Origin of the sequence: Halobacillus sp. Nhm2S1 (assembly GCF_019599545.1) — a bacterium.
Taxonomy (GTDB): Bacteria; Bacillota; Bacilli; order Bacillales; family Halobacillaceae; genus Halobacillus.
The window spans coordinates 150948-171904 of record NZ_JAIEZV010000003.1; the positions used below are offsets into that span (position 1 = coordinate 150948).

Consider the following 20957-nt stretch of genomic DNA (forward strand, 5'->3'; position numbering starts at 1 on the left):
AACGGGACGTAAAAACAGATCAGCAAACTTGGACCTTAAAAGTCTCTGCGTGAACAGGAAACAGCCACACTACCCATTCCACGCCGTGAGGAGAAAGCAGACCGCTGCAATGAAAGATAAAGGTGTCATGACAAACGTTTCCTTCCTACTTTTAGAAAAAGCATTCAGGACTGTATTCAGGAATAAATAGAGCGCGAAGAAATAACACACTTCTTTTGCCATGGGGGCTAAGAAAACGATGGATAAGACATTTCCCATTTGCAAAAGAAACAGGATGGCAGCCAATTGAATCAATAGGGATAGCACACAGGCGAGGCGCATCTTTTTCGGTAAGGTTTGATATTTTCCACCCATAGCAAACTCTCCATAGGGCATCCCTAAAGCTAACAACCCGTATAAAATGGCCACGCCCAATAACGTGATACTTCCTATCCATGCTGTGATCATTTAAGCACCACCCCGTTATCCCATATTTTTTCCCTTTCTTGATCAACACAACTTTTCACCATCAAATGATCACTATCCTTTTGATTCATCAAGATTCATAAAGCCCTCCCCACTCTCTTCCCATAATCATGAATTGCCATATAAAAAAAGAAAAAGACCAAATCAACTACAATTTGGTCTACCGGCCATATATGAAGACGTAGGTGGCTCGACTAAAACCGTACGCCCCTAACTTGCTTATGATTCCTCAGCAGCCATCGCATCTGCTTTCGTTTTGTGAACGGTTCCGAAAGGGTGCTCTGGCGGTGCATAGATGGAATACAGTTTTAAAGGCTGCTGACCTGTATTGGTCAGGTTATGCCATTTCCCTGCAGGTACCATGATGGCAAAGTCATCCGAGACTTGCTGCTGGAAATTCAACTGATCTTTCGTATCCCCCATTTGAACGAGTCCCTGCCCTTGCTCAATTCTCAAAAATTGATCCACATCAGGGTGGACTTCCAAACCGATATCATCCCCTACCGCTATACTCATCAGAGTCACCTGGAGGTGGTCTCCCGTCCATAAAGCTGTCCGGAAAGTACGGTTTTGCTTCGTCGCTTCTTCAATATTGAGGACGAATGGCTGACCGCCATAATCTTTGATGACAATCCGGCCTTCCCCCCGGTAAAAAGCCACGATTCGGTTGGTCGTGACAGCTTTATCATGACAGGCTCTGTAGAATACGTCCCCCAACTGATTTCCCTGGTTTTCTAAGTACGCTTTCTGGTATATTTCAAATTCTTCCACCCCATGGTCGTAGCCCGCTCTTAATCCTTCTTCAAACGTGCGGAAATCCGCTTCTTCTTTTTCATATTCCGGCTGCTCACCCGTCCATGATGTATATAAATTCTTGAAATGATTCAAATGCCTCTGCTCATTCTCTAACGCTTGATGGATTTCGTTCTGATAGGACTCATCCGGAGCAACTTCAGCCAACTGACGAAAAATTTGAACGGCCGCGTCCTTCTTTTTGATTCCTTCCAAAATGTCTTCGGTGTTTTGCTCAGCACTTCTAAACGCCCTTGCTTGCGGGTACCCATAGCCATATGGAATGTGACTCATACACCTCATCCCCTTCTCCAAACTATAACCATTTCTATGCAGGATGAGAGAAAATCATACGTGTACACATTTCCATATGGTGAAAAAGACAAAACAAAACCCGTCGTTCGACGGGTGCTTTTAAACGTTCGTATGCGTGGCTTCTTTTTCAACACGATCCAGAAATTCTTCGACGACACGCTCATTCCCTTTTTTGTTGGCCAGTTTCATCATAGCCTTACCGACGAAGTTCACCCCTTTGTTTTGTCCGGAATAAGTGAGCCTTGTGTGTTCTTCATCCACTCTCTCCAATAAAAAGGAAGCCGTCACTTCAAACGCTTTCCCTATGACGAAAGCGATTTTTTTATGCTTACGTTCCGGTGACTCTTCATAAGCGAGCGTCTCAACCGTGTAAGTTTCCAAACGCTTCCCTTCCCGGTAGGTTTGGCGGTGTTTGGCCCCTACTTCCTTTTCCGTTTTCTCGATCAATTCATGCTCTTCGACTTTAGGCATGATCCGTTTAATGTTGTCATCTCTGAAAAGCTCCCACACTTCGTCAATCGGTGCGGCAATCACTCTATCGTTTTCCCATTGGATCATTCTTTTTCCTCCCTGCCAGATTCTAAAAATGCATCAATGTCCGCCAGTCTTTCTTGCAGCACCTGCATTTCATCATGAATCTTTTTCCGTTTTTCAAGTAGCAATGCTTCCAGTTGTAAGAAGGATTCATCCTCCATCACTTTTTTCATCTCCTGAATGGTGAAACCAAGTCCCCGGAGTTTGCCCAGCAGGAGCGCTAAAAAATAACTGCCATCATCATAATACCTGTAGTGATTATCCGGCTGGATGTAGGCAGGCTCAAGCAGGCCGACTTCTGCATAGTACCGGAGCGTTTCTTTACTGAGCCCGGTCAGTTGTGAAAATTCGCTGATTTTATACACGGTGTGTCCTCCCACTTCTTATAGTAAACCGTGGGGTGCACCACAGAGTCAAGTCCGTACCGTTTCCCAAAGTTCCAAAGGAAGTGGAACCTGATCCTTCCACAAATGGTAGTCTTCCTGAGATGTCACGACTCCAAGTCCTTGGATCCCCCTTCCACTCCTTCCATTCGTGCAGAGAGACATATGCTTCCTTTATTTTCTGGTTTGTTCCTTAATCATATGTAGTCAGCGCATAGGTACGTTTTCTTCCATAGGTACACATCTTCTAAGACGCCTGTGACATAAGCCAGAGAAATGATACCTTTTCATGTTATGGTAGAAATATAAATTTATAGGAGGGAACGATTTGAAAAGTCCCATTGTGAACCGCCTTCATACGACTTTCATTCCTGTCACTGATCTCAAACGCTCCGCCCGGTGGTACAGTGAGCTGATTGGGGAACCTTTTACGGAAGAAAATGTCCATCCCCCTGTTTACAATCTGCCGATGACCACTCCTACGGGCGTCACTCTTGATGCCGGCTTGGAACACGTTACACCATCGTCCCATCCCTTATTCAATTTTCATACGGAAGATATCGATGCCTCCTACCGCTTCGTGGAACAACTCGGATACACCATCAAGAGTGATATTCAAAGGTTTGAGGATGTCTCTTTTTTTAATATCCAGGACCCTGACGGAAATATCGTGATGATTTGCACAGGATAAAACGTCTGATCCGTAAACAAATGAAAGCCAACCGGAGAACAAGGAGCAGAACGCAGCAGAGGTCATAAAGGGAATTCTTCTCGTTCACGGCACTTCTGATGCAGGTCTCGACAGGTGTACGGAGAAGCAGTCAGTAAACCATGAGCACCAGCTGCACCTGCCTTAACCTTCCGCGAAGGACTTTTTGAATACATAACTGACCCGCTCATAATCCATTTTATTTTCATAAAATCGATGGGCCATCAGACGACTGATTCCAGAAGAAAGAGCGACACTCCCCAGCCCGTGTTCTTGTGCCCAATCTTCAACAAAAGACAGGAGCTCCTCGCCATAGCCTTGCGACCGATGATGAGATGATGTCACCAAATCACAAACCCAGACGAAACGGCCATAATACAGGGTCGTCATTTCTTTGAACCCTGTCACGGCAACAATTTCTTCCCCCGCATATAGAGCAAAAAGATGATAGCGATCCACATCCATGGCCTCTTCGACCAATTCCACAAACTGCTCTTCACTTAAATGAGACCTCAACTCCTTCATAACAGGATACGCAGACTGAATTTCCTTTGTGGACTGCAATTCAATCAAACGGTTAATTGTCATATCTTTTCCCTCCTCAATGATAGAAGACCGCGATTACCCATGGAGATGCTAAAAGCACCGACGACCCCGTCACAATGATTCTGGTCATCCTTCTGGAAAGTTTGTTTTTTCTTTTTCCCTTGTACCAGCCGGAGAACTGCCAGCGATTTCTATACATCACGAATAGGAATCCAAACACGCCGAGCGCTCCGAGCCATTGGTACTCTCCAGATGAAGGATGAACGTTGTAGAAAGGACCAAGGATCACCCAGACCAGCGCACCTCCGAAAATGAATAGAAACACGATTCGTAACCACTCTAATAAGATTCTCATTAGTAAAAACCTTTCTATCAAACTTATAAACTCATACCGATATAAATGACCATAGCCGCTACGAAGAAGCTCGTCAGGAATAAACCTTTTTGAATGCGCGTCCAACTTTTCATCCATCCCCAACGCTTACGATCATAATCGAACCAAAAATAATCTAGAACAACGGCGATGGCGATCACGATTACGATGGCTGCTGTTTCCACCTGGACCCCTCCCTTATTGCTTCACTTCTACAAGAATCGTCCCAAACGGTTCCCCGTCCATACTCGTTTGCAATTTCCAGTCCCCACTCTTAGGTAAAGACATATTTGATGGAAGAGACGCATCTGCGCCATTCACCGGGCCAGCAATCTCTGCGGCCTCAAAAACGGTTACTGTTTCACCCGTGTTAATATGAGTACCTGTGACTTTGAACGGTCCTGTCAGTTCATCTTCGCTTCCCCAAAAATGCCACATGAACTTCTGCACCGCCCCTTCCATCCACGGGGCATCGATAAACGCAACTTTGTCAGGGATTCCTCTCATTGTGTAGGAACCAACTTCAAACTCCTCGGTTTTCGTAGGGACAGCGGGCTCCTCATTTTCTGTCGCCTGACACCCTGCACAAATGATGAAGAAAACAATCCAAACCACTTTTTTCATAACATCCTCCTATCCAGCTTTCCTAAGTATGCAAACGAATAACCTTTAAAATTCCTTCCATCCCTATCCTTAATAACCCATTTGGAGCATCTCATCTCCCGAAGACGGATCGTACACAAAGCGACCACCTCCATGTTCAATCTGCAGTTTTTCTTTCATAAACACGAAGAGATCTTCCATCGTTTCTTGATCATCCGCCTTCGCCCCTCGTTCCAAATCTATAATGATATTGGGAACAAGATTCAAGTCATTGAGTTCCGGCAGCACATCCGTCCCCTGATACTTCCCCGGAACATCTGAGATATGAACCATATGGGAAACCACACCTTCCATATTCTTGACAAATGGCTCTAGACCTCTCTCTATTTGACTTTCATAATAACTGCTCGCATACGTATCTTTCACAACGCGGGAATCCCCTGTTTCATAGATAAGAAAATCGACCCCTGTCGACGTGTGCGTAACTTTCGCCGCATAATCGAACTCGAAGTTCCCCATATTGTCATAGAGCACATCATAGACTTCCGCCTGCCCATCAAAATGCTTATGTATGTAATCCTCCCCTATTTCTCTGGCTTTCGTTTCCATCTTTGCATTTGGCGTCATCTCATAAATGAAAAGTAAAACCATGGCTACAACGATTACCCCAATACTTCCAATGATCCAAAGAACTGCTTTCATCTTGTCATCACCCTTTGCTCCATTGTACCAAAATATGGGTATTTATTCTCTAAATAACCTATACAGCTGTAGGCTTTACCCCTGAAGACGGATCAACCACTCTACCTAATTCGATCCCACACCTGTGAATCCTCAAATGAAATGTCCCTCATCGGATTAACACATCCAGATTGGTGGAGGGTTGAAAAAATAATTACTTTTGCCTAGAAAAGGGTATGGGACTGTATGAGCGATAAAAAAAGAAAAGGGAGTGTCATTTAATGAGCTTTAAATTAAATCAACATGCGCCTGACTTTAAACTGTCTTCCGTACAGGGAGAAGAGTTTCATTTTTCCGAAGACCTCAAAGGAAATAACCACTGGTACTTATTCGTGTATTTCCGCGGTTCGTGGTGTCCTGTCTGCATGAGTGAGCTGGATGAATTCCAAAACACGTTGAGTTACTTTGAGGAACACGACATCAAATTCGCTGCGATTACTCATGAAAGCAAGGACAGTTTAGAAAAAATGGTGGGTGAGCATGACTTCACCTTCCCTATCTTGATGGATGAGAACCTGGAGTTCCTTTCCAACTACCATGTTCATTATCATGATGAGCATGCTCCTTACGAAGACCATGGAACGCACGGTGAACCTGCTTACTTTTTGACCGATGAGCAGGGTCGTGTCCTTTATCAGCAGCGACAAACAAGTCCGTTCGGCCGTCCACATCCTGATGAAATCAGAAAAATCATCAAGTATATCCGAGAAAATTTAAAATAACGGAAAGCGAGCTTCTATCTTGGAAGCTCGTTTTTTATGCGAAAAGAGCTTCTTCTGAATGAAGCAGCCGCTTCATATAAAAAAAGTAGGATGAATGAAAAGAAGGTGAATCATTGTGAACGAAAGGGTTAATGAAGCCATAGCCCAACTGACAGCTGAGATTCACGCACACCAGACTGTTGACGGGCGTTTTCATTTTTGTTTTGAAAACAGTCTGATCACCGATACTAGTATGATTCTTTTGCTTCAAGCTTTTACAAAGGAAAAAGAGCTGACCAACCAGTTGTGTGAGCGGCTCTCTTCTCTTCAAAACGAACAGGGGTACTGGAAACTCTACGCCGACGATGAAGGAGACCTTTCTGCAACGATCGAAGCGGTATTCGCCCTTCTTTATGCTGGATACTATTCAAATGACGACCTCCCGATCCAGAAAGCCAAAACATTCATACGAAAGCACGGCGGGCTGAATCGTGCACATTCTCTAACCAAGATCACATTGGCTATCCACGGACAGTATCCATGGCCGAATCTTTTCCACTTGCCTGTTCACGTCATATTGCTGCCCCCTTCCTCTCCCATATCTTTTTTTGATTTCAGTAGTTACGCCCGTGTGCACATGGCACCGCTCCTTCTCTTATCCGATCAACCTTTCGTAATGAAAAACAAAAGCATTTCCGATATGAGTGACTGTTTCATTCGAGAAGATCAAGAGCTGATCCCTGAGGAAAGCCGGTCCTTATTGACAAGTGTCCAGGAAGCGGTCAAATCCCTGACCGGCCTTCCTCACAAACTCTATCTGCTTGCAAGGCAGCGTCTGCTCACCTACATGCTGCAGCGGATCGAGAAGGATGGAACCTTATACAGCTATTTCACTTCCACTTTTTATATGATTTATGCCCTAGTGAGCTGTGGGTATCAAAAACACGATCCCATCATCAAAAAAGCCATCCAGGGGCTGATCCGGCATGCCTGTTCCACAGAGCGCGGCCTCCATATCCAAAACTCACCTTCCGATATATGGGATACGGCCCTGTTGAGTCATGCCCTTCAAGTGCGTCCCGCATCGGATGTCCCTCTACATGAAGCCGAACAATTTCTCTTGAAACACCAACAGGCCAAATTCGGAGACTGGATGGTAACGACCAGCCATACAGAACCAGGGGGATGGGGATTTTCCAAAAGCAACAGTATTCACCCCGACGTCGATGATACGACCGCTGCTTTACGGGCCCTGCGAAAAGACCCCTCTCTCCAAAGCCATTACACAAGGGGCTTGAAGTGGGTGCTCGCGATGCAGAATGTAGACGGAGGGTGGCCTGCCTTCGAGAGAGGGAAAACGAACCCTCTCATGACGTTTGTTCCCATGGATGGGGCGGAATCGGCAAGCATCGACCCTTCCACAGCGGACTTGACGGGACGTACTCTCGAATTCCTTGGTACCGATGCACGTTTCCCCTTGACGGATCCTCGCATTCAAAAAGCTTTGAGCTGGCTGCGCTCTCATCAGAAAACCGATGGGTCATGGTATGGACGCTGGGGCATCACCTACATTTACGGAACCTGGGCTGCCATCACAGGTATGCGGGCCGTAGGAGTAAGCAAGGATGATCGTTTTATCAAAAAAGGCGTCCGATTTATTGAGAGCATTCAAAATGAAGACGGTGGATGGGGAGAATCGTGTAAAAGTGATCAAGAGAAGACCTACATTCCTTTAGGAGAGAGTACTCTTTCGCAAACCTCCTGGGCGCTGGATGCTTTGATGATGGTGTATGAAAAACGGACGCCGAGCATTGAAAAAGGCATCGCTTGCTTGCTTCGAAAACTGGAGGCGAAGGATTGGACCTATGAATACCCGACAGGTGCAGGCCTTCCAGGGAACTTTTACATCTACTATCACAGCTACAACTATATTTGGCCTCTCCTCGTATTGAAAAAATATTCATCGCTCAGTTCTTAGAAGAAACGTAACATAACGGACAGTTGCTAATATAATCGGGGAAGTCGCTAATAAAACTCCGAAACCTGCTAATAAAAGCGAGAAAGTTCCTAATAAAATTCAAAAACCCGCTAATATACCGAAATCCACAGTGTCAAATACAAAACCTCCCCCCTCTTTTTTCCAGCCAAGAATGCCTAAAAAGGAGGTTTGTACATATACATCAATAAGTGAGACTACCTGTGAAGGGAGCAGAACGAATGAATTCTCAAAACGTGTCCATGAATTCCGCTATCGATCCCTATGTGTACCAGACGCTCTTGTCCATTCAAGGCGCACCTGTCGTCGTCCAGACGACACAAGGGTCCGTACGTGGCGGGTTGAAGACGGTCATGCCGGACCATATCGTCGTCGAGGTGAGTGGGACTCCATTTTTCGTAAGGACCCAGCAGATCGTCTGGGTGTTTCCTGATCAACGATACAAGTAAAAGGAGGATGTCATGTTTAAGCGACTCGACCGGATGCAGATTGCTCTGACCATTCCTGAACACGGCGACGCGAATGCCGCTGCTGCTGTTCAAGAACTTTTAGGTGGAAAGTTCGGCGAAATGTCCACGTTGAATAATTACATGTTTCAGTCCTTCGCTTTTCGCCAAAAGAAAAAACACCGTCCATTCTACGATCTAGTGGCAAGTATTACAGCAGAAGAGTTCGGGCATGTCGAACTCGTGAACAATTCGATCAACCTGCTCACTCGAGGAGTGACATTCACCGGGGACCCTAATATCACCCCGCTTCAGAATGGGTTGAACAAAAGGAATACCTATCAATTCATCGCCACAGCCCAAACGGCACTCCCAGGCGATTCCATGGGACGTGCCTGGACGGGCGATAACGTTTTTTCCAGTGGCAACCTGGTGCTTGATCTTTTACACAACTTCTTTCTCGAACTCGGTGCACGAACACATAAGATGCGGGTCTATGAAATGACCGATCACCCCACGGCACGTGAAATGATCGGCTACTTACTTGTTCGAGGGGGCACGCATGCCCTTGCTTATGCGAAAGCATTGGAGATCGCTACAGGGGTTGATGTGAAAAAAATGCTTCCTGTTCCTGACCTCGACAACTCTAAGTTCGATTATGCCCGCCCTTATCTCGACCAGGGACTGGATAACATTCTGTACACATGGAGCGATTATGACTATCAGGAAATCAAGAAGATCTGGAAAGGGACGAACCCCGAAAACGGACAACCGCTGCAAGTCATCCAAGGAACACCAAAAGGAGCTCCGATTCCTGACCTCGATGACCTGCCGGAAGAATTCGCACCTGGCATCGATCGGGATGATTACGAACGAATTGCCAAGAAATTAATGGAGAATATGTAAAGAAAAAAAGAGCGTGATCCTCCATGTGAGGTCACGCTCTCAGTCGTTCGACTTCCTCTTGCTCTTCTTCCAAAGAAGGCTTTTCCAATTTATACACCAGCACTCCGCCGATTAACAAAGCGATACCTACAAGCTTTGTCACAGAAAGAGGGGAAGCATCGAAGCCGAACCATCCTCCCGTATTGATGGCAAAAGCGATGACGATTTGAGATATGAGGGCGATGGAAATCGCGTAGGCAGGTCCGATCAAGGTAACCCCGCGCATCAGGCAGAACACGATTCCTACTCCGAAAACACCACTGAACAAAAAGATTTTGTTCACATCTCCGAATTCAAACAGGCTCCTTTGTTCCATAGCATAAAAGACGGGCAGTGAACAGACAAGCCCTAAGCCGAGCACGAGTGATGTCGTCGCCCATGCTCCTGTTTTTTCACTGACACGTGCATTGAAGACATTTTGCATACTGATCAAAATGCCTGCCACGACTGAAAATAATATACCAAGCATTGTATCCCTCCTTATTCATAGATGTTTCCGTTCGCAAGGTCCCGAAGTTTTTCCAAATCTTTAATCTTAATCGATCCATTCGCTCGTTCGATAATCTCATCCGATACCATTTTTTTCAGCACCCTGTTTAAATGGCGGTAACTCGTCCCCACCCATTCTGCAAGCTCAGTCAAATTCGCCGTCCGCATCTCCTGATGAAAAAGTGTCCCTTCCCCATCGGAGGAGATGGATAAGAAATAACTGGCCAGCCGCACTTCGACAGGATAGAGCATATGCAGGCTCGACGCCTGGGATTCAGAATAAAACTTGTGCGCCACCGTCTCCAGTAAAAAACGAATGAATGGCGGATGATTCCTTTCAAGAACCTTCAAGTCTTCAAAGGATGCAGCTAGCATCACGCCATCAGATACAGCCTCGACAGAATTGATGACCGAATTCCCTTTGACATATTCCACATCCCCGACCACTCCGAGCGGCCGTTTGAAACGGTTGATGAGAGACTTCCCTTCCGGTGTCAGGGTGAAAATTTTAATCTTCCCCTCAACGAGCAAATACATATCGTTCAACGTTTCACCTGGAGCAAATAAAACGTCACCTTTCGTGAACGTGTACACGGTGACCTTTGGAATGAATTCTTCGGGAAAGATCCGCTCAAGATCGTACCTCTCGATATAAGGGTGTGGATTGATTTTTTTGTTTTCTTTCATAAAAACGAACTCCTTTTTACAACTGGAAAAGGATGACACCCACGAGCATCATAGCGATTCCGATTCCCTGCCTTTTCGTCACTGGAACTTTGTTCTCCCCGAACCAGCCTTTCGATTCGATCACAAAAGCCGTGCCGATTTGTGCGACGAGTAAAATCGCGATGGCACTGGCCGGCCCGATCATTTTGATGGCCGTCAATTCTGCAAATACGACGACCACTCCGAACGTCCCTCCGATCAAATAAAGGAAGGGTACTCTTTTAAAGCTTTTCCCTTTTCCGTCTCTGACATAAAAATATACGAGAATGGATATCGTGAAGGCGACCAGATGGACCATCGAAGTGGTATGCCAGCCGCCTATGGAATCACTCATCCTCGCATTGAAGATGCCCTGCATCGTGATGCACAAGCCTCCGAGTAGTGAAAATAAAGCACCTTTCATCGTTCATCCTCCTATTCTGAATTCCATTTAAAAGGATGACGCCAATTCCGGAAAGGACATATGTCCTAAAGCCTTAAATTTATCACATATTCAACAATATGGCGAGGGCGGAGGGGAATAACTCGCTTTCCGCGGGAGCGCGTTGAGCCTCCTCAGGCTCATGCCTTCCGGGGTCTCAACATGCACTTTTTTCCTCCTAGATATCCGCCCTTGCGATTAATTCATCTTGAAGTCATTCAGCTAAGGGTCTGCCCATGATAGTAGCATAAACACCCTCTAATACTGTTTTTATCGGATTCTCCACACTCTATAGCTCTCTGAACTGAAGGGTGTTTCGAGCATCTCATTATCGATGGTGGTTGGGAAAACGAGGAGACTCCTGTGGGAAATGCGTGGTAGATGAGACCCCGCAGAGCGTCAGCTCGAGGAGGCTCAGCACTCGCCCACGGAAAGCGAGTCGTTTTCCCAACCACTCTATCCTCATACAAAAGTCTCGAAACTGCCCCTTCACAAAAGGAAGCTTTAGGAAAATATGTATCCATAAGAAAAAGACGCTTTAGGAGGAAGCGTCTTTTTCTTTCATGAGCTGTTCACTTTTCTGCACGCGCTGCTCTAACGTCTTCTTCAGCTGCTCCTTATACTTATCTTCCACAAGGATGTACAGGAAGTCTCCAGCTTTGATTTCCGTCTCCCCGTAAGGTGTGATGACTTCGTTGTTCCGAATGATGGCACTGATGTTAGCACGGTTAGGGAAGCTGACTTCATGGAGCTTCTTCCCGACAACGGCTGATTCAGCATTGGTTTGGTATTGAATCATTTCCGCTTTGGCTTTCCCCATAGATATCAATTCGATGCTGTGGTGCGGAATGTCTTTTTTCGGTCCGACAAGGTTCATTTTTTTCGCGACCAACGATATCGTCGATCCCTGCACCAGCGCTGAGGTCAGAACGACGAAGAAGACGAGATTGAATAGGGCCTGGCTGTTTTGCAGTCCTTCCACAATCGGAAAGGTAGCGAGTACGATTGGTACCGCCCCGCGCAAACCTGCCCAGGATATGAACAACTTTTCTTTCGTTGAATAGTTCATCTTGATCAACGATAAGAAAACAGCCATTGGTCTTGCAATTAAGATCAGCACGATTGATAGAAGTATACCGTTAGCCATAATAGCTGCGGTAAACAATTCACTCGGAAAAACATAAAGACCGAGGATCACGAACATAAGAATCTGTGCCATCCAGGCGAATCCTTCATTGAACTGGAAGATCGAATATCGATACGTCAGTTCACTATTTCCGATCACCAATGCCGCTACGTACACGCCCAAAAATCCACTTCCTCCACTGAATGCGGTTATGCTGTAGGTAGCTAAAGCAAAGGCTACGGAAAAAATCGGATAAAGGGCGCTGGAGTCCAGTTTGATGCGATTAATAGACAGGGATGCTAATTTTCCTAACCCCAGACCGATGATAAGACCAAGCCCCATCTGGAGGAAGAACGTCGGGATGAGCATCCAGAACGATGATTGTTCTGCCGTGATCAATTCAATGAGAGATAATGTCAAAAAGACGGCCATCGGGTCGTTGGTTCCAGACTCCGCCTCAAGGGTCGCTCCCATTTTCGCCTTGATGTTTCTTTCTTTCAGTGCCGCAAAAACGGCCGCTGCGTCGGTGGAGCCAACGATCGCACCGAATAGGAACGATTCCAGCCAGCTGAGTTCAAACAATAGATAAGCGGCAAGTCCTACGATAAGCGAGGTGATCAGCACCCCTAAAGTTGCAAGAGATAACGAAGGTACGGCAACGGCGCGCACCGTTCCCCATTTCGTATGTAGACCACCTTCGAACAAAATGATGACGAGGGCAAATACGCCGATGACCTGGGCGGTTCCGGCATCACTGAAATACACGATTCCGAGACCTTCGCTGCCAAAAGCCATGCCGACCATGATGAACAAAATCAATGCAGGAATACCCCAACGGCTGGAAAACTTCGCTACAAGCACACCGCTGAATAATAATAATGCAGTAAGTAATAAAAATGAATCCGTCCCAAAAGCGTCAAAAAACATGTAGGTTTCGATTCTCCTTATGCACTCAATTTGTTTTGAATGTTTTGGATTGATGTCTTGGAAATACAGTAGATGGAGCGTGGATCAATGGATAAGAAGTAGAATGTTTAGGATAGGAAGCGTCCATGATATATCCATCATTATCCTATATCCATAGCCTGAAATCAAAGATATCACCTTGCGCCTTTCAGCCATTTGTGTATCCAGACCGCCGCCTGTGCCCCATCTCCCATGGCTGTCGTGACGAATTGAGTATGGTCCACCACATCACCTGCGGCCCATACTCCTTCGATATTGGTCATTTTCGTCCTGGGATGCACAAGGAGGTGGCCTTTATCGTTTGCTTCAGCCCCAAGCTTTACCGCTAAATCCGATTGAATCCGATTTCCACCGAAAGCAAGAAAAGCTTTACCTATCTCCAAGCGGTGACCACCTTCCGCATGAATCGCTTCCAGTACACCTCTGTGATGCTCGAACTCAATGACTTTTGCCTGCTGCACAAGGACCCTGTGTTCTCGAAGCTTCCCCTGTGTCTCAAGAGATAGAGGTGCCCCGCCGTGATTGAAGTAAATGATCTCCTCACTCCAGTCTTTCAAAGTGACCGCCATTTGCGCACCCGCTTCTCCATTTCCTACGACAGCCGTCTTTTTGCCTGTGATTTCATATCCATCACAATCCGGACAAACATATACAGATAAACCCAGACACTCTTTGATCCCGGGTATAGGAGGAAACTTTTCTTCAATCCCCGTTGCAAACAAAATCGACCGAGTAGGAAAGGGTTTTCCTTCTTCCGTTTCAACGATGAAATTTGAATGGACATCGATGACTTTTCCTTCCATTATTTCCGCCCCAGAGGATTGTGCTTGTTTGATCCCGTCCTGGCGAAGCTGTCGGCCGCTGACTCCATCCGGAAACCCGACAATATTGTTATACCTATGACAAAGACTGGAACGCCCCCGGCCACTATCGATCATTAACACTCGGTGCCGATACCTTCCAAGCATGATACCTGCCTGCAAACCGGCGATGCCTCCACCGATGATGACACAATCATAAGACAAGTCCATCCACTCCTTTCCTCAACTCTTCCTACTTTTCCCCTATCGTTTCCCCTCATTCCCCTTTATAATATAGAAGGACGAATCTAACGATAGAAAAGGTGTTAACGACAATGAGCTTACTCACAGTGAAAAACTTGAGCCACGGCTTCGGGGATCGTGCGATCTTTGATGACGTGTCTTTTCGTTTGTTAAAAGGAGAACACATCGGCTTGATCGGAGCGAATGGTGAAGGCAAGTCGACTTTCATGAATATCATTACAGGAAAACTTGAACCGGATGCAGGAAAGATCACCTGGTCGAAACGGATCCGTATCGGGTACCTTGATCAGCATGCCGATTTAAAACAGGGCATGACGATCCGCGATGTTTTGCGGACAGCTTTCCAATACTTGTTCGACATGGAGCAGGAGATGAACGACCTTTTTGCCAAGATGGGGGAAGTCGATCCGGATGAACTCCAGGACCTATTGGAAGAGACCGGCGTCCTTCAGGATATGCTGACAAATAACGACTTTTATACGATTGATGCCAAAGTGGAAGAAGTCGCGAACGGACTCGGTCTGAACGAAATCGGACTTGACCGTGATGTCCATGACCTCAGTGGCGGACAGCGGACGAAAGTCCTGCTTGCGAAACTGTTACTGGAAAAGCCGGAAATTCTACTTCTCGATGAGCCGACCAACTACCTCGATGTCGAACACATCGAATGGCTGAGAACGTATCTGCAGGAATATGAGAATGCCTTCATCCTCATTTCCCACGACATCCCATTCCTAAACAGCGTCGTCAACTTGATCTATCATATGGAAAACCAGGAGCTGAGCCGCTACCCTGGAGATTATGATGAATTCCTTCGCGTCTATGACATGAAGAAACAGCAGTTGGAAGCCGCCTACAAAAAGCAACAGAAAGAAATCGCCAATTTGAAGGACTTCGTCGCCCGAAACAAAGCGAATGCAGCGACAAGTAAGATGGCGATGAGCCGTCAGAAGAAATTGGATAAAATGGACGTCATCGAACTCGATGCCGAAAAGCCGAAACCGCAATTCAATTTCAAGCAGGCCCGGACTCCGGGAAAATATTTGTTTGAAACGAAAGACCTTGTCATCGGTTACGATGAGCCTCTCTCCAGGCCCCTCAACCTATCGATGGAACGCGGGCAGAAAATCGCCTTGTCCGGAGCGAACGGCATCGGTAAAACGACCTTGCTGAAAAGTATTCTTGGTGAGATCCAGCCGGTTTCAGGTTCCGTCGAGCTTGGCGAGCATTTGCACATCGGTTACTTTGAACAAGAATTGAAGGAGATCGGAGACAACACGTGTATCGAGGAAGTATGGGAAGAGTTCCGTCACTTCACCCAATACGAGGTGCGCGCGGCACTTGCAAAATGCGGACTGACTCGGAAACATATCGAGAGCAAGGTCCAAGTATTGAGCGGTGGTGAAAAAGCGAAGGTGCGTCTTTGCAAATTGATCAATAAAGAAACGAACCTGCTCGTACTCGATGAGCCGACGAACCACCTAGATGTGGATGCCAAGGCTGAATTGAAGCGTGCGTTGAAAGAGTACAAAGGAAGTGTCCTTCTCATCTCACACGAACCTGAATTCTACGAAGATGTCGTCACAGACGTATGGAACTGCGAAGATTGGACGACGAAAGTCTTTTAAAAGTCGTAATTCCTCCGAGACGGGACTCGATTTTCTTTCCAAAATTTTTTGTTTGACCTATAAAATAATCGCTAATAAAATGTGGTCACGATTTAGAGAATTCCTCTACTCGTGACCACTTTTTTTATGGAAAGGAGGCATATTTCATGCTTTATCGTGCCACCGTTTACCTTGTCGGCATGCTCATCAATTTCTTCGGGGTGGCCCTTCTCATCAACGCGACGCTCGGGGCTGGTTTCTGGACCTCGTTCTTCATCGGGGTATCCGATCACTTCGGTTATACCGTCGGTTTTTGGTACGGGGCTTTTCAACTGATCATCATTTTCATCAATGCCAAATTGATGAACTCTCTGCCTGAATCGAGGGCGGTCGTACCTGTGTTTCTGGAAAGCTTGATTTTGGACTTTTGGTTGGAATTTGTTTTTGCTCCGGTCAACTTATCCACCGCCCCATACGCTTTGCAAGTACTGACCCTGCTTGCTGGAGTCGGATTCATCGGATTGGGAGTCGCGATCTACATCCTGCCTCAATTTCCGAGGGCTCCGGTTGATCAGTTGTTCCTTGCGGTAAGTTCACGGTTTCAATTGAGTCTTCAGACAGGTCAAACTTTGGTAGCTGTGATCATGACAAGCCTCGCCTTAGCCATTGGTGGACCGGTCGGACTCGGGACCCTTGCTCCGATGCTCTTTCTTGGGCCCGTGATTCAATATTTCTACACGAGAGCGTATCCGATCTATTATCGCTTGCACCCTGGCGGAGAAGTTGCTTACCAGGAATCTGTCTAAAGCAAAATTCATGAATCTTCCCTCTCCTCCGTGGTATATTACTTTTGTAAACGAAACGAGGAGGGAAAGAAAGATGAGTGACAAAGAAACAAAAAAGCAGGAAATACTAGACGCAGCCAAGTTCAGACATGCGACCAAGCAATTCGACCCGGATCAGACCATTCCAGAAGATGATTTCAAATTCATCCTTGAAGTCGGCCGATTATCTCCGAGCTCTTTCGGTTTTGAACCGTGGCGTTTTGTCGTCGTTCAGAATCCTGAACTGAGACAAAAAATCAAAGACACAGCCTGGGGAGCGTATGGGAAACTTCCAGATGCGAGTCACTTCGTCATTTTCCTCGCAAGGACGAGGAAAGATACTCAGTATGATTCCGAATACTTGCAAAATCACTTTAAGAACGTCAAACAGCTGCCCGATGATTTCCTGGAAAAATATTTGAGCCGGATCGAAGAGTTCCAAAAAGAAGATTTCGACCTTCTTGAAGGCGACCGCCCTCTTTATGACTGGGCTGGAAAACAAACGTATATTGCTCTATCCAACATGATGACAGCTGCAGCCGAAATCGGCATCGACTCCTGCCCGATTGAAGGTTTCAATATGGACAAAATGAATGAACTCCTGGAAAATGAAGGCCTTCTCGAAGACGGAAGCTTCCAGATCTCCGTTATGTGTGCGTTCGGCTACCGTGCCCAGGAGCAGCCTGAAAAATCACGCCGTTCTTTCGACGATGTCGTGAAATGGGTGGAATAAATAAAAAAGGAACTTCCTCGAAGGAAGTTCCTTTTTTTCAACTGAACTATCAAAAATCCACTAAAAATGGCTGACGGCTTTCATCTAAACAGAGTTCAATTCTCTCCCAGAAGTTGCCCCATGTCACCATTTCACGTGCTTCCTCCAAGGGAAAGAAACCGACTTCCAACGCTTCATCTGTCGTCCTGAGCGTTCCTCCTACCGCTTTTCCTAAGAACAGCGTGTTGCAGATGGAGCGATCGACGTTTTGGAATACACCGCAAAACCTTGTGACTTCAACTTCCAATCCGCATTCTTCCTTCGTTTCTCTGATCGCGGCCGCTTTTAAAGATTCGCCTTCTTCCACTTGACCTCCAGGCATCTCCCAGCCCCGCTTCGGTCCTTTGATTAGAAGCACTTCATTTTCTTGATTCGTTATAATGGTCGCTGCTGATACGATATGTTTCGGTGGGGTCATGATGGGTCCTCCTATTTTTTTGAAAAAGCTTCAGAATCACTTCCTTACGCGGGAAGTCGATCCGATTTAAGTGTTCTAAATATGTAGCCATGGGATAAGGCACTTGACGCTTGATGAATCGGACATTTCCATCCTCTACTTCAATGATTCCATAGCGTGCATAAGGTACGTTGTTACAACCCAAAGCCCCTGGATTGAAAAATACTCGATCGTTCATGGAAAAATGGTGGACATCATGGTCATGACCAAAGCATAGCACCGTCTCTGCTTCTAACTCTTCCAACTGCGAAAAGTTTTCTCCATTCGGTGGTACCAGTTGGTCAAACGGGTCTTCACTGATGGGAAGCACACTCGACTTCGCGTCCATCGGATAATGAGTAAACTGAAACGACCGTCCTTCGATCTCTTTCACCATCTGTCTTGGCAGGCTTTCGATCCACTTCGCATATCTTTTATACAAATGATCGGCCACCCACTGATGATGCTCTTGCACATCAATCCTACTTTCAGGATAAGGGTCACCTTTCATTAAAGCAAGCACAGCTTCGTCATGATTCCCTCTGACAATATACATGTCCTTCAAAGAATACAGCCTTTCACACACTTGATTGGAAAAAGGCCCGATCCCGATCAGGTCACCCGTACAAAATGTGCTATCTATACGCTGTTTTTTTAAGTCGCGGAGGACGGCCTGCAAGGCATAGATGTTTCCATGCACATCCGTCATTACAGCCAGCCGTTTCATCCCTAGAACCTCCTTCCTTATTTAACAGAGAATTGTACACACCCGTCCAAGCTATGAACGATAAATTTTCATAGGATATCCTTCTTTGATGGAAGGAGGTGATCGATATGTTTCGCACAGGAGACCGCATTGAAGTGTTTTCAGCAGGAAGGTCCATTGGCACAGGCGTTTTCGTCCAGTTCACTTCAGACAATGCAGCACTCGACCTGAACAATGATTTCCTTTTTATGGATCAATGATAAAGACCAGTCCACCCACATGACGGATATTCGTACGATTAACATTAGAAGAATCACATAATTACCATTTGAACCCGAACATTGACCGTTCGGTTTTTCTTCATTCTATGCCGTAAACGCCACTAGGATTCGTAATTGGAAAGGAACACTTCCAACGTCTTATTGTATAAATCAGGTTGTTCTGTATGGACCAAGTGAGATGCAAAAGGTAGAACGGCTGTATGAACAGAATCCGATTGTTCTTTGTAATCCATCAAGCCGTGAACCTCATGCTCTAGCCCTTCTCCGATTACATACAGGATGGGCATGGTCAGTGTCTGTATGGAACGGATGGCTTCAAATGGGTACCAATCGTCGTCCTGCCCCATATGAATAAACCGTTGCCACCCTTCTCCGTGGAGAGAATCGAAATAGGCACATGTCTCTTCGTCTTTTAATAGGTTCAGGCGGAACTTTGACTCTTCTTCATTCATAGATTTCCAATTTTCCGGCTTGAGTGGAGTCACTCCTGAAATCGCCAAAGTCCGCACAAATTCAGGGTGTCTTTTTGCTAGAAAGATGGCTAAGAGTGCTCCTAATGAACACCCAGTGATATGAGCATGGTTGATTCCTAAAGAACTTAACGTTGCTGCCAGATCATCAGCTGCCTGATTAAAATAGTTATCCGAATCTTCAGACGGAGATTCCCCATGCCCCCGTAAATCAGGCGAAATTACCTGGTATTTCGAGGAGAAATACTCCCCCTGCTTATCAAAGTCCGTTTTACCCGTTTGTAAGCCGGTGTGCAGAAAGACGAGTGGTTCCCCGTCTCCGACCACATCTGTATGTAAAATCATCGTTCTCCTCCTAGCATTTACAAATCATCAGTAGATTGCCATCTGGGTCCTTGAAATTGAAAAAATGGCCGAATTGAATGTCAGAAACCACATTGATTCCTTTTTCTTTCATATACGTATAAGCAGCCTCGATGTCTGCTGTGTTGAAATGAAAGGCCGGGGCTTTAAACACCGCTTCTTTTGAATAAATCTTGCTATCCAGCACGACCCTTGCATGTTTCATGGGTAAAACGTAAAGGTGACCGCCTGGAAAGTCCTCTTCCGCTGGCACACCAAGCAAATCGCAATACCAGTCACGTGCTTTTTCAATGTCCTTGACTGGTACAAAAATGGCTCCTACTTCGTTTTGAATCGGACTTTTCATCGGATTGTCCTCCTTTATTCTTATCGACCTAAAAATCCACCGTCCGAATGGATAACCTGCCCTGTGACCCACGAAGCATCCGGGCTCACCAGGAATCGAATCAGCTTGGCCGCATCATCCGCTGTTCCGAGACGCCCTTTAGGGAATAAGGGCAGAAGACCTTCTTTCGTTTCCTGATCCATCCAACCCGTATCCGTCGGGCCAGGATCGACGGCATTCACAGTGATTCCGATGGGCGCGAGTCCTGTGGCTAAAGGCGGGGTGATCGCTTTCAAAGCACCCTTTGTAGCTATATAAGCAAGATGATCAGGGTCCGGACCTCCAGATACTAAAAAGACGATGCTTCCTTCTTCTTCATCAGATTGGAACGTTTTCTCATATAATTTGGCGAAGGCCTGTGTCAGCAGGATCGGTCCTTTATTATTGATTTCATAGTGATGATCCAGCAGGTCTGAAGTCAAATCCTTGTAGTTCGAGTTCACACTGTATGTAGCATTATGGACGAGAATCGAGGGCACGCCAATTTCTTTTACTACCTTTTCTAATAACTTCTGCGGTAGGTCTTCATCCCTCAAATCCGCTTCCATGTGAGCGACTCGAACCCCTTTTTCATCCAGCTGTTTCGCAAGCGTTTCCGGCCAATGCTCTTCTACTCCTTCTCCATCTGTTTCATCATAGGAACGATAATGAGTAAAAAAGATATCCGCTCCTGCTTCAGCGAGTCTAGAGCACGTACTTGTTCCAATTCCATTCTCACGACTCACGCCTGTGACAATGGCAACTTTCCTCTTTAGATTTTTCATAAGATGTT

Annotated in this window: 28 protein-coding genes; 9 read left to right on the forward strand and 19 right to left on the reverse strand. The window is 46.1% G+C overall.

Features of this window, described 5'->3' with window-relative positions:
• Positions 1–69: 69 nt before the first annotated feature.
• From K2225_RS12490 to K2225_RS12505, 4 genes are all read right to left on the reverse strand, one after another.
• Positions 70–447, reverse strand: coding sequence for a hypothetical protein (locus K2225_RS12490; protein ID WP_220585069.1), 378 nt, complete (start codon positions 445–447; stop codon positions 70–72).
• Between the two features lie 237 nt (positions 448–684).
• On the reverse strand, positions 685–1551 hold the full coding sequence (locus tag K2225_RS12495; protein ID WP_220585070.1) for a cupin domain-containing protein: 867 nt from the start codon (positions 1549–1551) through the stop codon (positions 685–687).
• 120 nt (positions 1552–1671) lie between these two features.
• Positions 1672–2130, reverse strand: coding sequence for an SRPBCC family protein (locus K2225_RS12500; protein WP_220585071.1), 459 nt, complete (start codon positions 2128–2130; stop codon positions 1672–1674).
• Positions 2127–2471, reverse strand: a complete 345-nt coding sequence (locus K2225_RS12505; protein WP_220585072.1) for a MerR family transcriptional regulator — start codon at positions 2469–2471, stop codon at positions 2127–2129. Before K2225_RS12505 ends, K2225_RS12500 begins: the two co-directional genes overlap by 4 nt.
• 346 nt (positions 2472–2817) lie before the next feature.
• On the opposite strand from K2225_RS12505, the gene K2225_RS12510 reads away from it, so the two are divergent.
• Positions 2818–3180 carry a VOC family protein gene (locus K2225_RS12510; RefSeq protein WP_220585073.1) on the forward strand — a complete coding sequence of 121 codons (363 nt, stop codon included), beginning with the start codon at positions 2818–2820 and terminating at the stop codon, positions 3178–3180.
• A gap of 162 nt (positions 3181–3342) precedes the next feature.
• Here K2225_RS12510 and K2225_RS12515 read toward each other — a convergent pair whose 3' ends face one another.
• From K2225_RS12515 to K2225_RS12535, 5 genes are all read right to left on the reverse strand, one after another.
• Complete coding sequence (locus K2225_RS12515) at positions 3343–3786, reverse strand: GNAT family N-acetyltransferase (RefSeq protein WP_220585074.1); 444 nt, start codon at positions 3784–3786, stop codon at positions 3343–3345.
• 13 nt (positions 3787–3799) lie between these two features.
• Positions 3800–4099: a hypothetical protein gene (locus K2225_RS12520; RefSeq protein ID WP_220585075.1), complete on the reverse strand. Its 300-nt coding sequence runs from the start codon at positions 4097–4099 to the stop codon at positions 3800–3802.
• A gap of 23 nt (positions 4100–4122) precedes the next feature.
• On the reverse strand, positions 4123–4302 hold the full coding sequence (locus K2225_RS12525; protein WP_220585076.1) for a hypothetical protein: 180 nt from the start codon (positions 4300–4302) through the stop codon (positions 4123–4125).
• A 13-nt stretch (positions 4303–4315) separates the two neighbouring features.
• Positions 4316–4741, reverse strand: a complete 426-nt coding sequence (locus K2225_RS12530) for a DUF4871 domain-containing protein (protein WP_220585077.1) — start codon at positions 4739–4741, stop codon at positions 4316–4318.
• Positions 4742–4810: 69 nt separating this feature from the next.
• Complete coding sequence (locus tag K2225_RS12535) at positions 4811–5422, reverse strand: hypothetical protein (protein ID WP_220585078.1); 612 nt, start codon at positions 5420–5422, stop codon at positions 4811–4813.
• 260 nt (positions 5423–5682) lie between these two features.
• On the opposite strand from K2225_RS12535, the gene K2225_RS12540 reads away from it, so the two are divergent.
• From K2225_RS12540 to K2225_RS12555, 4 genes are all read left to right on the forward strand, one after another.
• Positions 5683–6183 carry a peroxiredoxin family protein gene (locus tag K2225_RS12540; protein WP_220585079.1) on the forward strand — a complete coding sequence of 167 codons (501 nt, stop codon included), beginning with the start codon at positions 5683–5685 and terminating at the stop codon, positions 6181–6183.
• 115 nt (positions 6184–6298) lie between these two features.
• Positions 6299–8140 (forward strand): terpene cyclase/mutase family protein, encoded by a 1842-nt coding sequence (locus K2225_RS12545; RefSeq protein ID WP_220585080.1) that lies wholly within the window; start codon positions 6299–6301, stop codon positions 8138–8140.
• A gap of 239 nt (positions 8141–8379) precedes the next feature.
• A complete protein-coding gene (locus tag K2225_RS12550; RefSeq protein WP_146813025.1) occupies positions 8380–8607 on the forward strand; it encodes a YuzF family protein in 228 nt (75 codons plus the stop codon).
• 12 nt (positions 8608–8619) lie between these two features.
• On the forward strand, positions 8620–9510 hold the full coding sequence (locus K2225_RS12555; RefSeq protein WP_220585081.1) for a manganese catalase family protein: 891 nt from the start codon (positions 8620–8622) through the stop codon (positions 9508–9510).
• A gap of 31 nt (positions 9511–9541) precedes the next feature.
• On the opposite strand, the gene K2225_RS12560 is transcribed toward K2225_RS12555, so the two are convergent.
• The 5 genes from K2225_RS12560 to K2225_RS12580 all read right to left on the reverse strand — a co-directional run bounded on the left by K2225_RS12560 (position 9542) and on the right by K2225_RS12580 (position 14308).
• Positions 9542–10018, reverse strand: a complete 477-nt coding sequence (locus tag K2225_RS12560; protein ID WP_220585082.1) for a DMT family transporter — start codon at positions 10016–10018, stop codon at positions 9542–9544.
• A gap of 11 nt (positions 10019–10029) precedes the next feature.
• Positions 10030–10725, reverse strand: a complete 696-nt coding sequence (locus tag K2225_RS12565; protein ID WP_220585083.1) for a Crp/Fnr family transcriptional regulator — start codon at positions 10723–10725, stop codon at positions 10030–10032.
• Between the two features lie 16 nt (positions 10726–10741).
• The gene (locus K2225_RS12570) at positions 10742–11167 is read right to left on the reverse strand and encodes a DMT family transporter (RefSeq protein ID WP_146813021.1); all 426 of its coding nucleotides are present in this window, start codon (positions 11165–11167) and stop codon (positions 10742–10744) included.
• A 556-nt stretch (positions 11168–11723) separates the two neighbouring features.
• The gene (locus tag K2225_RS12575; protein ID WP_220585084.1) at positions 11724–13238 is read right to left on the reverse strand and encodes a potassium/proton antiporter; all 1515 of its coding nucleotides are present in this window, start codon (positions 13236–13238) and stop codon (positions 11724–11726) included.
• Positions 13239–13411: 173 nt separating this feature from the next.
• Complete coding sequence (locus K2225_RS12580) at positions 13412–14308, reverse strand: NAD(P)/FAD-dependent oxidoreductase (protein ID WP_220585085.1); 897 nt, start codon at positions 14306–14308, stop codon at positions 13412–13414.
• A 104-nt stretch (positions 14309–14412) separates the two neighbouring features.
• Between K2225_RS12580 and K2225_RS12585 the strand changes: the two genes are divergently transcribed.
• The 3 genes from K2225_RS12585 (at position 14413) to K2225_RS12595 (ending at position 17505) form a co-directional block, all read left to right on the forward strand.
• On the forward strand, positions 14413–15969 hold the full coding sequence (locus K2225_RS12585; protein ID WP_146813018.1) for an ABC-F family ATP-binding cassette domain-containing protein: 1557 nt from the start codon (positions 14413–14415) through the stop codon (positions 15967–15969).
• 146 nt (positions 15970–16115) lie between these two features.
• The gene (locus K2225_RS12590) at positions 16116–16754 is read left to right on the forward strand and encodes a YczE/YyaS/YitT family protein (protein WP_220585086.1); all 639 of its coding nucleotides are present in this window, start codon (positions 16116–16118) and stop codon (positions 16752–16754) included.
• Positions 16755–16827: 73 nt separating this feature from the next.
• Positions 16828–17505: an NAD(P)H-dependent oxidoreductase gene (locus K2225_RS12595; protein WP_220585087.1), complete on the forward strand. Its 678-nt coding sequence runs from the start codon at positions 16828–16830 to the stop codon at positions 17503–17505.
• A 49-nt stretch (positions 17506–17554) separates the two neighbouring features.
• On the opposite strand, the gene K2225_RS12600 is transcribed toward K2225_RS12595, so the two are convergent.
• A complete protein-coding gene (locus tag K2225_RS12600; RefSeq protein ID WP_220585088.1) occupies positions 17555–17962 on the reverse strand; it encodes an NUDIX hydrolase in 408 nt (135 codons plus the stop codon).
• Positions 17904–18707 (reverse strand): metallophosphoesterase family protein, encoded by an 804-nt coding sequence (locus K2225_RS12605; protein WP_220585089.1) that lies wholly within the window; start codon positions 18705–18707, stop codon positions 17904–17906. Before K2225_RS12605 ends, K2225_RS12600 begins: the two co-directional genes overlap by 59 nt.
• A gap of 107 nt (positions 18708–18814) precedes the next feature.
• Here K2225_RS12605 and K2225_RS20080 point away from each other — a divergent pair, with 107 nt between their 5' ends.
• The gene (locus tag K2225_RS20080; protein WP_255574507.1) at positions 18815–18946 is read left to right on the forward strand and encodes a hypothetical protein; all 132 of its coding nucleotides are present in this window, start codon (positions 18815–18817) and stop codon (positions 18944–18946) included.
• A gap of 122 nt (positions 18947–19068) precedes the next feature.
• Here the strand turns inward: K2225_RS20080 and K2225_RS12610 are convergent, their stop codons facing one another.
• Genes K2225_RS12610 through K2225_RS12620 form a run of 3 tightly spaced genes read right to left on the reverse strand, consistent with a single transcriptional unit; the run spans position 19069 to position 20949 of the window.
• A complete protein-coding gene (locus K2225_RS12610) occupies positions 19069–19782 on the reverse strand; it encodes an alpha/beta fold hydrolase (protein WP_220585090.1) in 714 nt (237 codons plus the stop codon).
• Between the two features lie 10 nt (positions 19783–19792).
• Positions 19793–20146, reverse strand: coding sequence for a VOC family protein (locus K2225_RS12615; RefSeq protein ID WP_220585091.1), 354 nt, complete (start codon positions 20144–20146; stop codon positions 19793–19795).
• 20 nt (positions 20147–20166) lie between these two features.
• Positions 20167–20949 (reverse strand): SDR family oxidoreductase, encoded by a 783-nt coding sequence (locus K2225_RS12620; RefSeq protein WP_220585092.1) that lies wholly within the window; start codon positions 20947–20949, stop codon positions 20167–20169.
• Positions 20950–20957: the final 8 nt, after the last annotated feature.